The organism is Syntrophomonas wolfei subsp. wolfei str. Goettingen G311, from assembly GCF_000014725.1.
GTDB lineage: Bacteria > Bacillota > Syntrophomonadia > Syntrophomonadales > Syntrophomonadaceae > Syntrophomonas > Syntrophomonas wolfei.
In genome coordinates this window covers 131,206-147,498 of the sequence record NC_008346.1, presented here as the reverse complement: position 1 = coordinate 147,498, position 16,293 = coordinate 131,206, and the positions used below count along the sequence as shown (strand labels likewise).

8 protein-coding genes are annotated in these 16,293 nt (G+C 50.2%); 2 read left to right on the top strand and 6 right to left on the bottom strand.

Going from position 1 to position 16,293, the window contains the following annotated elements; genetic code table 11:
- Positions 1-33: 33 nt before the first annotated feature.
- Entirely contained in the window at positions 34-3,729 is a 3,696-nt protein-coding gene (locus tag SWOL_RS00705) for a S8 family serine peptidase (protein ID WP_011639596.1), read from the bottom strand.
- 594 nt (positions 3,730-4,323) lie between these two features.
- On the opposite strand from SWOL_RS00705, the gene SWOL_RS00700 reads away from it, so the two are divergent.
- Positions 4,324-4,779, top strand: coding sequence for a COG2426 family protein (locus SWOL_RS00700; RefSeq protein ID WP_011639595.1), 456 nt, complete (start codon positions 4,324-4,326; stop codon positions 4,777-4,779).
- A gap of 25 nt (positions 4,780-4,804) precedes the next feature.
- On the opposite strand, the gene SWOL_RS00695 is transcribed toward SWOL_RS00700, so the two are convergent.
- The 5 genes from SWOL_RS00695 to SWOL_RS00675 form a co-directional block, all read right to left on the bottom strand.
- Positions 4,805-6,712 (bottom strand): polysaccharide biosynthesis protein, encoded by a 1,908-nt coding sequence (locus tag SWOL_RS00695; protein WP_011639594.1) that lies wholly within the window; start codon positions 6,710-6,712, stop codon positions 4,805-4,807.
- 73 nt (positions 6,713-6,785) lie between these two features.
- Positions 6,786-9,323: an O-antigen ligase family protein gene (locus SWOL_RS00690; RefSeq protein WP_011639593.1), complete on the bottom strand. Its 2,538-nt coding sequence runs from the start codon at positions 9,321-9,323 to the stop codon at positions 6,786-6,788.
- 332 nt (positions 9,324-9,655) lie between these two features.
- Positions 9,656-12,379 (bottom strand): SH3 domain-containing protein, encoded by a 2,724-nt coding sequence (locus tag SWOL_RS13355; RefSeq protein ID WP_011639592.1) that lies wholly within the window; start codon positions 12,377-12,379, stop codon positions 9,656-9,658.
- 112 nt (positions 12,380-12,491) lie between these two features.
- Positions 12,492-13,634, bottom strand: a complete 1,143-nt coding sequence (locus SWOL_RS13350) for an LCP family protein (protein WP_011639591.1) — start codon at positions 13,632-13,634, stop codon at positions 12,492-12,494.
- Positions 13,635-13,827: 193 nt separating this feature from the next.
- Entirely contained in the window at positions 13,828-14,943 is a 1,116-nt protein-coding gene (locus SWOL_RS00675; protein WP_011639590.1) for a glycosyltransferase family 4 protein, read from the bottom strand.
- Positions 14,944-15,159: 216 nt separating this feature from the next.
- Here SWOL_RS00675 and csaB point away from each other — a divergent pair, with 216 nt between their 5' ends.
- Complete coding sequence (gene csaB / locus SWOL_RS00670) at positions 15,160-16,230, top strand: polysaccharide pyruvyl transferase CsaB (protein WP_011639589.1); 1,071 nt, start codon at positions 15,160-15,162, stop codon at positions 16,228-16,230.
- Positions 16,231-16,293: the final 63 nt, after the last annotated feature.

Genomic DNA, 16,293 nt, shown 5'->3' with positions numbered 1-16,293 from the left:
CTTCGAGGGGAACCTTTTTTTTCGCCTTGCATCTTACTCTTCACTCCACATTTTAGCTATAATAGCTGCCGCTTCAGCCCGGCTAAGAGGACGCTCGGCATCAATGTAGTTGCCTCTTACATAATCCAGATAATTCAACTGCTGCGTATGGTATAAATGTTGAAAGGCCTCCCTGGCCCAGGAGGGTACTTCAAGAAAGGGAAGCTCCGGCAGGGTTTGCTCTTCCTGCTTGTCGTTCTTTTTCTCGCTGCACTGGAGGGCCGCCATAATAACTGCCATTTCAGCCCGGCTAACATTTCTCCAGGGGCGAAAACTCCCATCGGGATAACCCTTAATAATTTCCTGCTCTTGCGCCGCATAAACCGCCCCCAAAGCCCACCAGGGTATTTCCCGATTATCACTAAAGTAGTTTTGTTCCCTGCTCTCACCGATGTCCCATCCCTGGGCTCGAGCCAGTAGGCAGATGAACTCCGCCCGGCTGATGGATTTCTCCGGCTTAAAACAGCCATCTTCATAGCCGCTGATTATTCCCGCCTCAAGAAGTTTTTTAATCTCGTGCTCCCAGGGATGACCTGCCAGGTCAGAAAATTCTTTACCTGCTTCCTCAGGGGCGAAGCTTAGCAAGGGAAGACTCAAGCCCTTAATAGCTCCACCGGAATGTTCTATGGCGAGGAGAGTGACTTCGTGCTCATCCTCCTTCATTTTGAAGAGCTGACTAAAACTGCCGTCCGCTCCAACCTCCAGGGGAATGCAACCCACATCACTGCGATAAATATAAACCAACGGGCTGCTGCTCCAACCTTGAAGAATTAAGATTCCATTAAGAACATAGGCTTTGGCCTCCAATTGGGGACTGGCTGTTCCAGGCGCAACCTCTACCTCCAGGCGGGCCAGGAATTCGTTACTCGATCCTGCTATGGCCAGGGTTACGATATTGACCTTTTCACCGGGTATAAGCATTTGCGGAGAAATGTTATAGGACCCCTTTATTATCTGAGTATAGCGGCTGATGGAAAGGATAGAGCCATCCTGTAAATTGACCGTCTGCCTGACCGGGTCATATGTAGAAAAATAGCTGCTATCTTCACGGGCACTGTATACTGCATCTACTCTCCAAGCCTTATCTTGATCAGGGCAATTAATTACCCGCACCCAGGTTCCTGGAAGCAGAGAAAGAACCCCGGCCTGCAAGCCGCTATGGAAGATTTCCGTCTGTGTATCCAACGGCACCTTTCGAAAACTGCTAGAGTTAGCCTTGCTCTCCTGAATATATAGCATTTTTTCCCGCTCACTGTAAAAGAGAACACGCCCGTAATATACCTCGCTGCTAACCAGCAAATGGAGGATATTATTAGTGCCGTTTAATAAAAGCGCAGCAATATGATCGCCGGTTTTAACTTCTTCCAATTTACCCGCCTGTTGATCCTTAATTATGGTGTTTCCCGGGAAAAGCCGGTAGCTCTGGCCTGATTCCAATTTTATTTCTCCCTCTTTGGCGTCTACCTCTGCTACCTGTCCTAAAGCCAAATCTCTTTCTACCTTTATGTATTGTATCTCCTGGTTGCTGGGGGATAGCGTAAGCGTTACTTTCAGGCCGGGAGCCAGGTTTTCCAATCGCGCCACCTGTTCGGTACCGTAGGGAGCATCTACCGGGTCGCAGTCCAAAAATCTATCCAGGTAGGAGATAACTACATGCTCTGCTATACGATAGTTTCGCTCATCATGCAAAAGCTTAAGTTCCCGCTGTTCGGTATTTAATGTTTCAATGAAACCATCAACCTCCTCAAAAGCCGCCTTAAGCTGCCAGATAGTTTGTTGGCTGGGATTAATCAGAGCATTTACCTCAGAACCGGGAGGTATTTTGGTGCTGTCATTTATGGGGGTTTGATTGAGGAAAACTCCGCCTTCGCCTGTAAAGCTGGGGTCAATAAAGAAACCGCCTTCACGAAGCTGCTTGTTCATTTCTAAAAGCAATTTCTCCGTATGTTCTAAACCTTCTGACAGAACTTGAACTCCACGAGCCAACCAGCTGCGGCTAACAATATAGATCTTCTGGCCTATAGAGTAGTAGTCGCTCCCCTCCGGAATTTCTGCCGTTTGCTCCTGCATCCGGCCATTGGAGAGCTTAAAAAGCTGTAGTCCGGAAGTATCTTTTTGCTCTCCTTGTGATAGTTTTAATATCTGCCCTTGCTGTTTGCGGATAATATCATGTTCCAATGCCTGCCCATACACCAGGGCAAATTTCTGGGAGCGATCCAGGCGGGTGCCGCGCACAGTTATTTTATATTCACCGGGGACTGCATCTTTAATATGAATCTGTTCGACATTATTGGCTGTATCTGTTTGACCCTGTCCCCGGAAATCATTTCCATAAAAAATTCGTCCCTGGGGATCTTCTACACTTAGATCAAGATTGTTGACCAGGGTCTGCTTAGAAGCAAGTGCTGCCGGGGGGTCCACCCAGGCCAGGGTAACCTTGAAGCCTCTCCCCCCCTCGGTCAAACGGGCCTGGTATCTTACGCTCTCTCCATTATGTATTCCATTATCATTATCTATAATTTGAAAACTGCCTTCCTGCAAAGCCAGCACAGTTCCAGCTAAATCCAGGATTCCAAAGCCCTCTTCGTTAGAAGGAAATCCCACTGGGGTACGCGCTCCGTTTATTAGTAAAGCCTTCATTAAAGCAGATGAAGGCCGGCTCATTTGCTGGTCTAACTCCAGGTATTCGCTCAAGAGTGCCAGGGCACCGCCGACAACAGCTGCGGCCATGCTGCTCCCCCCCATCAGGGTATAATTTGGGTTGGGAGCATAATTGCTTTCCAGCAGGCGGGAGCAGGCGGAAACAACCGCCGAACCTGGAGCCAGGAGCTCAGGCTTGATGCGTCCATCCGCCGCTGGGCCCCGACTGGATGAAGCAGCGATATGCTCAGCATAACGGGCTTCCGGACCAAAGGCGGGTCGGGGCAACTGACTACATCCGATGGTAAGGGCATTTTTGCTATTAGCCTCGGTAGTTAGACTGGCTTTCCCCGGCCCGTTATTTCCAGCTCCAAAAACGGGAAGGAAATCTGGAAAACGATAAACGAACTGGTCAATCTGGGCACTACGGCCAGAGTAAGTATTGCTCCCCCCTCCCCATCCATTTACATGAATCCTTACGCCAGCCTCATAAGCTGGGCGGAAAAGCTCTCCTATCTGCTCGGGCAATTTGAGCTGGCCTGCCTGATCCAGGAGGGCCTGGAAATACAAGCTGGCCCCGGGGGCAATCCCGCGGTATTTTCCCGCGGAGGCATTACCACTCCCGGCTATGGTAGCCGCCATGTGGGTTCCATGCCCTATAGGATCATCGGGTAGACTTCTACCCGCATAGGATTTCAACATTGCCACCCGGGGCATTTTTCCTGCTTCACTCTGCAGGTCAGGGTGAAGGTCGGAAATGCTGCCTTTATCCAGGCCGCTGTCAGCAATACCAATTATTTGTCCCTTTCCGCTTAAGCCGGAGGGGGTTAAAAGCCCCGGAGCAAGCAGAATATTTGAAGCTATTATGTCTGCCGTACGATCATTAAGAAGCTCTGTCTCGCTGCTCGCTTCATCCGGCCCAGCCAGAACTGGTCCCGGAAATAATAGTAGGAATAGGAGTATAAGAGCTATTGTCTTATTCTTTAAAGATCTGCCTGGCTTTTTTTGCTTATTTTGCTGGTATAAATGTACTGTTCGCAGTAGAATCATACTTTCACTACCTCAATATTTTTGGGGTGTCAAGGGGGCGGTCCTTTTGACACCGTAGCCTTACTCCTCACTTTTCTTGCTAAATCCCTGGTTAAGCCGTAATAAGATCAGTTCAAGTTTTGCATGGAACAGCTTTTACATGGCTTCTGAGTCAACTAATGCTTATGCATCTAAGCAAAGGCAATTTGCTTAGATTTTCTGTTCTTTCTTCTCAATATGCTTGTATCAATAGCTTGGGCTACGCCAACATTATATATATACACTATGTTTCGCTATTTTCTTACACTACTCCTCCTCCGGTTTTTACCTTTATTTACTATTTGCTGTGGCAAAACCGATAATAAGACATTTTTCACCTGCTTGTTAAAGAGGATAGCAGCGGCAGCAAGGCGAATATTTATGTATGTAAAAGTGAGACTCCACCGCAAAAAACCCTTTTGTTGCATAAGGGTTGCATAAATATACAAAGCGAGCGTTGGCGAAGCATGGATACAGCACCCTGCGAAAGCGACAGGCGAAAGGGGGTGAGCGGTATATTTATACAAGCCAATGAAGCAGTGTGCTTAAAGGATTAAGTTAAAAGGAGAACATCAATTGGAACATAGTATATTTATGGTAATAATAGCGGCCATGACTCCGGTAGTAGAATTGCGCGGGGCCATACCCCTGGGACTGGCTCTGGGGATACCCCCAGCCGAAGTATTCTTGCTTTCGTTAATAGGCAATATCCTGCCTATCCCTTTTATCTTACTGGGGATAAGATGGTTGCTTAATGAAATAAAAAAAATACCCCGACTGCATAACTGGATAGACCGTAAGGGTAAAAAAGGGGCCGGACTGCTTAATGAAAAGATACGACGATGGGGTTGGTTAGGCCTGATGATATTTGTTGCTATCCCCCTTCCCGGAACCGGAGCATGGACCGGGGCCCTGGCTGCAAGTTTTCTTAGTCTGAAGTTTTGGCCTTCCTTATTGGCCATCGTTGGGGGAGTTTTGATTGCTGGTCTCCTGGTTACCGGTGCCAGCCTGGGAGTAATATCATTTTTATGAAAATATGAGGGATTTTACTGCTCCACTATTTAATCCCGCTGCTTTTTTTTATCCGGTTGCCTCTTTTTTCTAAATAAATTACTTCTCCCCGGGGAACAGGTTCTTCATTTGCTTCGCTCCCGCAGTATTCCGGGATGAGTTCCTGGATGAACCGTATTATCTCGTTTCTCTCGGGGGATAGATTATTTATCCAGGCAGTAATATTGTTTTTTATCCCGTTGTAACGCTCATCCAGTTCTTTGGTGGAAATGAAGATGCGCTGGTGCCGGGTGGCAGCCATTTCTTCATAGCCGGAAAAGAGTTCTTCGTAAAGCTTCTCTCCCGGCCTTATGCCGGTGTATTTAATTTCAATGTCTAGTTCCGGGTCATAGCCTGACAACCTGATTAAGTCGTTGGCCAGGTCCGCTATCTTTACCGGTTCTCCCATATCGAGCACAAAGATCTCTCCCCCCCGGGCAATGGCTCCGGCTTGAATAACCAGCTCTACTGCTTCGGGTATGGTCATAAAGTAGCGGGTCATATCAGGGTGGGTTACGGTAAGCGGCCCCCCTTTTTGAATCTGCTTTAGAAAAATGGGGACTACGCTGCCGCGACTGCCCAACACATTACCGAAGCGTACAGCAGCAAAGCGGGTCTGGCTGCTGCGGTTTATATCCTTCACAATCAACTCGGCTATACGCTTGCTGGCCCCCATGACATTGGTAGGATTGACCGCTTTGTCGGTGGATATCAGTATAAAAGTCTCGCTTCCATATTTGTCGGCCATTTCCGCTATGTTCCTGGTACCCAGGACATTATTATTCAAGGCTTCTTCCGGGTGCATTTCCATCATGGGAACATGCTTGAAAGCAGCGGCATGGAATATAACCTGGGGAAAATACTTTTCGAAAACGGCCTGGAGTTTTTCCCGGTTGCGGACATCAGCAAGCTCTGCTTCCAGAGCCTGTTCGGGAAAGGATTCCCGCAGTTCATTGTCTATATCGAAAAGGTTGTTCTCACTGCATTCCAAAAGTATCAAGCGTTGGGGCCGGTGCCGGCAGACCTGCCGGCAGAGTTCGGAGCCGATGGAGCCGCCCGCTCCGCTGATCAGTACCGTTTTACCCTGCAGGTAAGCGGCAATCTCCTCCAGGTCAAGTTTAACCGGCTCGCGTCGCAGCAAGTCTTCCAGTTGGACATCGCGAATCTTACTACGGCTGTGTAGCAGGTCGTCGGTTCCTTCAAATATCCGCAGCCGGACTCCGGTCGCCTGGCAAATATTTACTATTTCCCTTATGGTCCTACCTTCTGCCGAAGGCATGGCAATAATAATTTCTTCTATTCCGTGGCTGGCGGTGAGAAAAGGAATCTGCTCCCGGCTTCCGAGCACCGGAATGCCAAAAATACTGAGTTTCTGCTTCAGGGGACTATCATCTACAAAACCTACTGGAAGCAGGTTTAAGGACTGATTGTTATTAAGTTCCCGGGCCACCATGGCCCCGGCATCGCCAGCCCCGATAATCAAGGTTCTTTTAGCTTTTTTATTGGATTCCTTAATAATGAGATCCCGCAGCAGGCGCCAGCTCAAACGGGAGCTGCCAATGAATATAATCATGAAAACCCAGGACATTATGTATACGCTGCGGGGCAGGTAGGACAGGGGTATGGTGTATATCAGTATAATTACGATAGCGGTGCTGGTAGTGACTGCCTTTACTATCCCAAATAATTCGCCAATGCTGGCATACTTCCACATACGGTGATAGAGGCGCATAGCGTACAGAGCTCCCAGGGTGATAAAGGTATACCAGGGGATCAGGGTGAAAAACGCCTCCAGGTAATTGGCGGGGATTCCCCCTTCACCTTCGAAGCGCAGCCATAGAGAAAACCCGATAGAGAGGTTTATCAGACAGCTGTCGAATAATAACATTAGAATTAAACGAAGCCAATAAGTCATATATTTCTCCTTCGTGCCAGTGCAGCGGTTCGACTTTCCTGCTTCACTCTTTGCCGGCAATGGTTCTCCTGCTCTATTTTCCCGCTTCACTCTTTGCCGGCAATGCCTGCAATTGCAGCAAGCTGCGGTAGAGGGCGGACAACTGGGGATTGCTTGAATGCAGTCCCAGGGCCAAAGCTTCGGCCTGTTCTTGCTCACCGCTGCGGTAGAGGGCGGCCAGGTGCCAGGCTGGAGTTTCCGGGGACTGCAATGACCCGTCCTGAACCATTGGCAGCAGGGGTTCTATCGTTGCCCGAGCTTCCGGGTACTGACCCAGCAGGTAGTACGCCTTGCCCAAGCTAAGCTGGGCGGCAGGGCTTAATTCCAGGGGCTGGCCTGACCAGTATGGATAAGCCGCCTTTACCGGGTCGATGGCTTCTTTCTTGATTTGCAATTCCCGGTTTTGCTCCACAATACTCTCTGCATAAAATGCGGCTTTCTCTGCCTGCTTATTATTAAGATGAAGTTCAACCGCCTTTAAGGCCAGTTGTATTACCCCTTCATAAGCATTGATGTCGTTGGGGTTGCATCGTATCGCCCACTGGGCCTCTTCTATCGCTCCTTCCAAGTCATTGAGTCCAATGCATAGATTGGCCAGGGTATTGCGCAGCTTAATACTATAGGGGCTAAGTTCTCCGGCCTTTTTTATCTCCTGCCGGGTTAGCTCAAAATACTCCCGGGCCATTGGGTTCTTCGACTGGGCCGCTTGGATAAACTGCAGGGCGCAGGCCTGGGCCAGGCCTGCATGGTGGTTGGCATTTAATGGGTCAAACTGGGTGGCTTTTTGGTATAAACTCCGGGCTCTGAGAATTTTAGTTTCCTTTTCTTCCTCATGCAATTGCTGTTCTCGAGTGATCTCCTGCAGCAATCCATCTCCTTCGCGGGCTGAACTGTGGGCCAGGCTAAAACTGCTGCCGGTGATAATAATTACCAGCGCCAGGATTGCGGCCAGGCTGATATTCACGGCCGGCTTGAGTTGCAGAAGTCTCTTTCCTTCCGTCCTCGCTTCCAGCCTGCTGCCGGCATTAAGCAGGGCAAAAAGGGTCCACAACAATATGGCCATAGCCCCCAGGGAAAGATCAAAATCCATGGCGGCATGGAGACCAAAGGCCAGAGCAGCCGTAGCGGTTCCCCAATTAAGAATCCAGCTATCACCGGCGGCCTGTCCCCGCTCCCGTTTTCCTCTGTATATTTTCCACAAAGCCAGAAGGAGACCAATCCATATGGAGATAAAGGCTATGAAGCCTATGGTCCCTGCTTCCACCCAGACCTGTACAAAATGATTATGGGTTTCAGTAGTCCAGGCCAGGTAATCTTGATATTGATGGTAGAGAGCATTCCAGCCCCCGGCTCCGGCACCAACGACAGGATAATCCTTCACTATCGCCAATCCCCAATGGGCATAATCCATGCGGGAAGAGTAGCTGGTACCGGTGGTGTCCTTTATCTGGGAAATTCTTGCGGTCAGGTTTTCGGGTAGTATTTGTTGGGCTAACTGTGGTATCTCGGGTAAGCGGATCACCAGCAACATCAGCAGAACAAGCAGGGATGCTGCATAAGCAGCCAGGGCCCGTCCTCCCCACTTGCGCTGCAACAATATCCCCAGGTCCCAGACCGCCTGACCAGCCAGTACTATTATGAAGCCCAGCAGGAGTTTCTGCAGGGCTACAGCGGGTTCCTGTTGGGTCACTACCGGCAGGGCGGCCATAAACTTGCCGTATGTTGCCAGAGCCGCCACTCCGGCTAACCCCAGTATATAAAGGGATTTCAGCCGGTAAAGCCCGGGCATGCCAATAAGGAGGAGAGCGGCTCCCACAAGCAGGATAACCCAGGCCCCTTTGGAGAAAGCAGCCAGGACTACCAGAAGGAGAAGATAAATGCAGCTGCCGTAAATCAGCTTCAATAATGGGTTCTTTTCTCTAATCCACAGGGTGACCCCGAGCAGGCTAATAACCGCCAGGTAGGCGGCGGTGGTATTAGGATACTGCAAGGTAGAAAGAATCCTAATGGTATTGGGATCAAAAGCTGAGGGATAATCCGAAATTCCCACTGCAGCCAGGATGCCGATAAGCGCTACCCCTACTCCGGAAGCCAGGATAACTCGCAGAATATCTTCATAACGGCGGTAGTCATGCACGACCTGGCTGACCATCCAGTAAACCATAAAGTAGTTCAAGGCCTTAAGAAAGCCATAAAAAGCTTCCCCAATATGTACGGCTCCAATGAGGGAGAGGAGATAGGCTCCGGCATAAGCCAGGATGGCCCAATCCAGAGGGGTTTCGATGAAGCTGAATTCCCTGCGCTTTATTTTCTCTATCCCAAGCAGGATGAAGACCAACCCGGTGAGAATATGGTAGAGAAACATATCCTCACTAAAGAAGAGGCCACGAAAATAAGGAGGATAAAATATAAGAAAGCCTACAGCAATAAAGACCAGGGTGTAGTACCAGGCTTCGACCCGGGGAAGTTTCAGCGATGGGGATAGGCCCCTTGTGGGGGACTGTTCCCGTAGAGTATCCTTAATAGAATTCCCTTTTATATTCTTTTGCTGCTGTTTTTTCTTTTTAGCCATAGTTTCTCCAGTTGTTAAGCGATAGCCAATACGATTAGCTTAGAGTTTATTTCGCGTTATTTTTACACCATTTAGCATATCATATTAGCTATTCCATATTATTTGCTTTTTTCCTGCATTTCCTACAGATTTTTTCCAAGGTCAAGGATATTAGCAAGGGGAATATAAATATCCCAGACAAAAAAGTTTTAAGGATTCAAGCAAAATTATTTAAAAAGCTCAACCATCGGTTTTCAAACTGATAGTTGAGCTTTAAAAAAAGTCGAAAATTTTTGATTGTCGTCGAAATCCCTGTAGTTTTGAAAGAGAAGTGAGGGGTTTTCTTCGCCTCGTTACAATTTTATCTCCGCACTTCCGCCGCAGTACTGGGTGATGCCGTCGGCTATGGCTTCAGCGGCCAGGGTGCGGAAGTAGTCCTGCTGCAGGAGCTGTTCTTCCTCGGTATTGCTGAGGAATACTACTTCAGCCAGGGCTGAAGGCATCCGGGTGTTCCTTAGTACAGAAAAATTGGAGCTTGGCCCGGTTTTTACCCCCCGGTCCACGCGACGGAGCTTGCTCACCAGTTGCTCCTGGATGCAGGTGGCCAGGCGGCATCGTTCCGCACTCTGCATAAAAAGCTCGGGGTTGTCTAAAGGAGCATAATAATGGGTCTCGCTTCCCTGGGCCGCCGGATTATTCTGGCTGGCGTTATTATGGATGGATACGAAGAGCCGGGCATTATAGAGGTTGGCGATATCGGCCCTCTCCTCCAGGGAAACATAAGAATCATCATCCCGGGTGAGTACTATTTCCATTCCCCGCTGCCGCAAAAGGGCGGCTACTTTCAAGCTGATATCCAGGTTGGGCTCTTTCTCCTTTAACCAACTGCCGATGGTCCCGGTTTCTTTGCCGCCGTGTCCGGGATCGATAACTATGGCGGAACCAAGCTGCTGTACATCGCTCTGGTCCACGAAGAGGATATGGAGCTGGTTGCCTTCAGCGCTCTTACCGAAGGCGAATTTGGCCGGGTTTTTAGTCTCAATGGCCAGAACCATACCCTGCGTCCCGTTTACTTCACTTTCGCTTAACTGCAGGTGCTGCATCAACTGGCTGTCGAAGCTGTATTCGGATGGGGCGCTGCCTTTCAGCAGGAAGGGCAGTTTTATCTTCATCTGGGTTCCCTGCTGTTCGGAGCTATAGTCCAGGGGCAAGACGGTCTTTAAGATTATCCTCTCGCCTTTGCTGCCGAAGGTCTTCCTCTCTATACCGGTAATAAAGTTGCTTATGATTATGGTTTCTTTCTTGCCGCCTTCTTCGCTGGCGCTGCGGTATTTCAGATTGGCCGGTATGCTGATATAAATAACAGCATCTTCACCCTGTTGTTCAGCTTTAACCTCCAGTATCTCACCGGCGATATTCTCACGGATAATGGTGTTGCCCTCAATGGAACGACCGGTAAAATAGTAGCGTAAGTTATTGCCGCTTTCCTCCAGGCGCCCTTTTAGCTCCACTCCCGAACCAATGATTATCTTCAGCCCGGTTTCGTCTTTGCTGGATAATATACGGATGTTCTCCGGTGATGCGGGCGGGGGCAGTTCGCTCGAAGAATTACCGGGAGTGCCCGGGGAAGTGGTCACCGGTACAGCTTCGGGTTCGTTTTCCTGCCAGGCCACATCTACCACCTCGCCTGATACCCAGGCTATTTTTCCTCCGCGGCTGACCTGGTACCAGCCGTCCTGGGCGGCCAGAACCTGCATCCTCTCTCCGGAGCGGGCCTGGTCAAGCTGAGCGTGGCCGGTGGAGGGACCGCTGCGCAGGTTTATAATTTCTTTGTTGACGGTTACGGCTACCGCCTTCTTGCCGCTACCGACAGAGGGAGCGCCGGGGGCCGGAGGGCTCTTGATATTTATGGTGCGGGTGCTTCCCTCCCAGTCTACGGTACTGCCAAAGGCTTCACCTACGAATCGCAAGGGAGCCAGGGTGCGGTCAGCCACTATTTTGGCGGGTACATCCAATTGCCGGACCTGTCCATTGACGGTAGGGGCAAGGGAACCTATAGCCAGTACTACCGTGGTGCTTCCTTTGCGCGAAGTGACGGTGCGGGTGGCATTATCCCAATCCACCGTAGCACCCAGAGCCTCAAAAATAGCGCGCAGGGGCACCAGAGTGCGGTCGTTTTCAATAATGGGAGGTACTTCAAAACTTAAGGCCTGCCCATCCAGAAAGACCCGGGGAGCAGTGCTGCCAGCCGCTGTACCGCCGGTAGCAGCGCTGCTGCCGCTGGCAGCGGCGGGTGGAATTACCGTGCTGGAGGCCATGCTGCTTTCCTTCACCAGCCAGCCCGCTACATAAGCATCGCTGCCGTTGGCGAGACGAATCTTATACCATTCCCCTTCTTTACTTATGACGGGATAGACGGTTTTTTCATCAATGCTGCCGAGTTTCGGATAGCTTTCACCCGGACCGCTGCGAATATTTATAGGGCCGGAAATGACCTCAACCTGCCTGGTAACGGCAGGAGCCGGGGATGAAGCCGGGACGGTGGCCGCTGTTTCCGGCTGGCTACCGGCTGCCGGGGTGGAGGAGCTGTTCGCAGCAACTGCCGTTTTGCTTACCAGGAAGGAAGCTATGTAAGCGCTGCTGCCGCCGGGAACCTGGACTTTATACCATTCTCCCTCCACATCCAGCAATATAAGGCTGTCCCCTTGGCGTAGCTGCCCGACCTGGGAAGAGCTGGTGGAGGGGCCGGACCTGAGGTTGGCCTTGTCAGCAGTTACCTGCAGCCGTATTTCTTCTTTTTTTACCTGCAGGAGGGAGTCAGCTACCCAGCCGTTCAGGCTGCCGTGCTGGATTTTCTTCCAGCCGTCCTTGCTCTCCAGGATTGCTACCTCCGTGTTCTGGTAGAGGGTGCCCGCTATTTCGTGGCCGGTACCGGGACCCTGGCGTATATTGACCACACTACCCTTGATAACCGCAGTAGCGGCCGGGGACGACTGGGCCCAGGCCAGGATGAGAATCAGGCTGAAAAATATGCTGAATAATACGGTATAGTTAAAAATATGTAGAGCTTTTTTCATAATATGTACCTCACTAAGCAGGCCTGGGGACGGTTCTCTTGCCTGCTGTTCTTATCTCTTGCGTCGACCCTTCCGCCCTCCGCCTTCCATCCTCCGCTTTCCGCCTTCCGTCTTAAATATAGCCGGCCGGTCCGGTAGGATCCAGGCTGGGATTGGAAGTCTCAGGTTTATTATTAGATGGGGCCGGGTTCCAGCTTCCCGCATGGCCGGGACTGGGCAGTTTCGACCTCTCTATATCCCTATTGCTGTATATGCCGTCGTTATGTTCTTTTTCATCGTTGTTATTATCGTTTTTAGTAGCTATCGCCTTTTTCTGGCTGTTAGTAGAGCTCTGAATCACAGCTACGGTTTCCCCGGCCAGCATATTGTCCAGCAGGCCGGCAAGGTTCTTCTTATCGGCAATCCAATAACTGCAGATGAGGTTGCCGTATTCGTCACATTCATCATAGAAATAACCGGGAAGCGTCTGGGTTACAATAGAATCGGTGCTAAAGCCGGGAGCCCAACTGGCCAGGCGCAGCATATCGCTTTTCTTAAGATCGGTATCCATGTGTTTATCCAACTGCCGTACCAGAGTAGGAAGCTTGGTCAGGGTTTTGGGTTTTAATATCTCATCAGCCAGGGCTTTGAGGAATTCCTGCTGGGCTGCCGTCCTTTGTATATCACCCATAACATAATCGCGGTAGCGGACAAAAGCCAGAGCCTGCCTGCCGTTAAGCTTCTGAGTGCCCGGGTAGAGGTCAATATCCTCAGTGGGTTTGTACATGCGCTGGGGTACATTGATAGTAACTCCGCCCAGGGTATCTACTATCTCCTTGAAGCCTTTGAAGTTCATTTCCACATAATAATCTATTTTGGTATCCATCAGTTTTTCCACAACTTCAACCGCATACTTGGGCCCCCCCAGGTAATTGACAGCACAGATTTTGTCCACCGCTCCGCCCTTAAGCTGAACCCTGGTATCGCGAGGAATGGAAACGATGGCCGCCTTGTCCAACCGGGGGTCAATGGTTACCAGTATCATAGTGTCGGAACGGGAGTTCGTTTCCCCAGGGCGGGCATCTACCCCCAGGACCAGTATTTTAGTTCTTTTTCCGTCTTTGGGCTTATCTGCCGTTTCTTCCTCTTCCACTGCTGGATCGGAATCCCGGTCAGCATAAAGTATATGGCTCAGACCGGAGCCAATGCCAAAAAAAACGCCAAAGATAAGTCCGGCTATGAAAATATATTTTAGATAGGATTTCGTTTTGGCCATCGGTACCTTCTCCCTTTAAGCATTGGAAGAAACTGCGCTGCAGTTTCAACACAGCGTTGCAACGAGGCAGGGGGATTAGAACCCGCCGCCTATTTTGTTGAACCCGACCGCCTAAAGAAACGGGGGACATTTTTCGCCTCTTTATATCTTAGACGCCAATTTTGTCGTTTTTGATTCCACTTTGCCAGATTTATCAAATATGCTCGCTTATTTTGGCACTGGGATTGGGCTCTATGACCTGCCGCGCCATCCGGGCACTGCTTCCGCTGAACATCCCAATCTTACTCGCTCCCAATACCACAAGTATGAGAAGCAATCCGAGCAAGAGGCTGGCTTTGGGGCTGGTTATAAAACTAAAGGTAATAGCCACCAGGCCGAAAAAGCCGCTAATACCATAGATTACGAGTACGCAGTTGCGGTGGCTCATACCCATGGCCAGCAGGCAGTGATGCAAGTGATCCTTGTCGGGCTTGAAAATGGGAGTCCGCTTATTTATACGGCGAATTATGGCAAAAAAGGTGTCAAATATGGGGATGCCCAGGATAACAATGGGCAACAAAAGGGATATCAGGGTGGCGCTCTTGGCGGTACCCAGAATAGCCAGGCAGCCCAGTATGAAGCCCAAAAGATTGGAACCGCAATCACCCATAAAGGTTCGGGCCGGGTTAAAGTTATAGGGGAGGAAGCCCAAGATAGAGGCCAGCAGGAGGAAAGCCACCAGAGCTACTTCCACTTGCCCTTGCAACAGGGAAACTACACCCATGGTAACGGCGGCTATGGCGGAGACCCCGGCAGCCAGCCCGTCCAAACCGTCTATGAGGTTTATGGCATTGCTGATGCCAACTATCCATAAAAAGGTCAGGGGAATACTGAAATAACCCAGGGCCATCAAGCCGTCAAAGGGATTGGTCACAAAGTGTACCATTACGCCAAAATATATGGCCACGGCTGCGGCCAGGGACTGCCCCAAGAGCTTTACACCAGCAGAGAGCTGAAATATATCATCCAACAGCCCTACCAGGAAAACTATACTGGCACCCAGAATAATACCCAGGTAGGGGCCGGAATACTTCTGCAAAATAATCATGGAAAAAATAAAAGCCAGAAAAATCGACATTCCGCCCAGTCGGGGCATCTTAGCGCTGTGAACCTTTCGCTGATCCGGCTGGTCAATGGCTCCAATTCTGTAGGCGATTTTAATAACTCCTGGCATGGATAGATAAGCTATAAAAAAAGCTGACAACAGCACAATGATATACACGGGTGCCGACATTATATTACAAACCCCCATCTTCAACACTAGGTTCATTCTAACACCGCTCCCCAGGCTTGTCTATATGGGAAGTTCAGGGGAAATCGATGTTGAAAGCTGTCGTAATGCTTGTTTTTTTCGTTTTTTTTTGACTTCTGTGAAGCTATACGCTGGCAGACGCTAAAACTTTCACCAGGCCATTGTCGTCATTATCTTGCCACCGACCAGCAATAAATCTATAATGGACTAGATTAATAGATTTGGGAGTGACTTATGAGAATCGCCCTGTCGGGATATTACGGTTTTGACAATGCCGGGGATGAGGCCTTGCTTTCGGCTATCACCTCAACCATAAAGAAACTGGAGCCAGCTGCGGACTTCGTGGTCTTTTCCGGTCATCCCCGGAGAACTTCATTTCTGCACGGCATCCGGGCGGTATATTATTTGCACCCCGGGCAGCTCCTGCGTGAGCTTTTCCGGGCCGACCTTTTGATCAGCGGGGGCGGCAGTATTTTCCAGGATATAACCAGTGCCCGCTCCCTTCCTTATTATATAAGCGTGGTGGCCCTGGCCAAATTCCTGGGTAAACCGGTAATTTTTTATGCCCAGGGGGTAGGCCCTATCAATCGTTCTTTAAGTAAATTCTTGATGCGCCTGGTGGGCAACCGGGTAGACCTAATTACCCTGCGGGATTATGATTCCGCTGTCTACCTGGAAAGGCTGGGAGTTAGCCGCCCGCCTATGATAATTACCTCTGACCCGGTCTTTTCCCTGCAACCGGAGCCGGGCGAACGGGAAGATATGGATAACCTTTTGCAGGAAATGGGCTTACGGGGCCAGGTCCTGATAGGAGTGGCGGTGCGCCAGTGGTTGGCTTTGGAGGGATACCAGGAGGCTCTCGCTCGGGTTCTGGACGAGGTGGCGGAGAGGGGCTGCCGAATCCTGTTTATCCCCATGGCTTATCCTGAAGATATTCCTGCTGCACGGAAAGTAATGAACCTGATGAAAAATGATGCTTGGTTGCTGGAAAGGCATCTGGGCGCCAGGGAGCATTTGGCCTTGATTGCCCACCTGGATATAATGATCGGCATGCGCCTGCATGCCTTGATTTTTGCGGCCAGCCAGGGGGTGCCCTTTGTTGGGATTTCCTATGATCCAAAAGTCGAGGCTTTTCTGAAACTTTTTGCGATGAAGCCTCTACCGCTGGCTTATGAGGGGATGAAAGCCGAGATAGAGCGGGTGCTGGAAGATGATGAATGGAGAGAGCAGATAAGGAAGAGAGCCGGAGAAATGCGGGAAAAGTCGGTAGAGAATGCTCGCCTGGCCCTCTCATTACTCCGATGAGGACACAGGGGGACAGTCCCCCTGTGTCCTGTCCCCGGGGGATAGACACACGACACAGAAGAA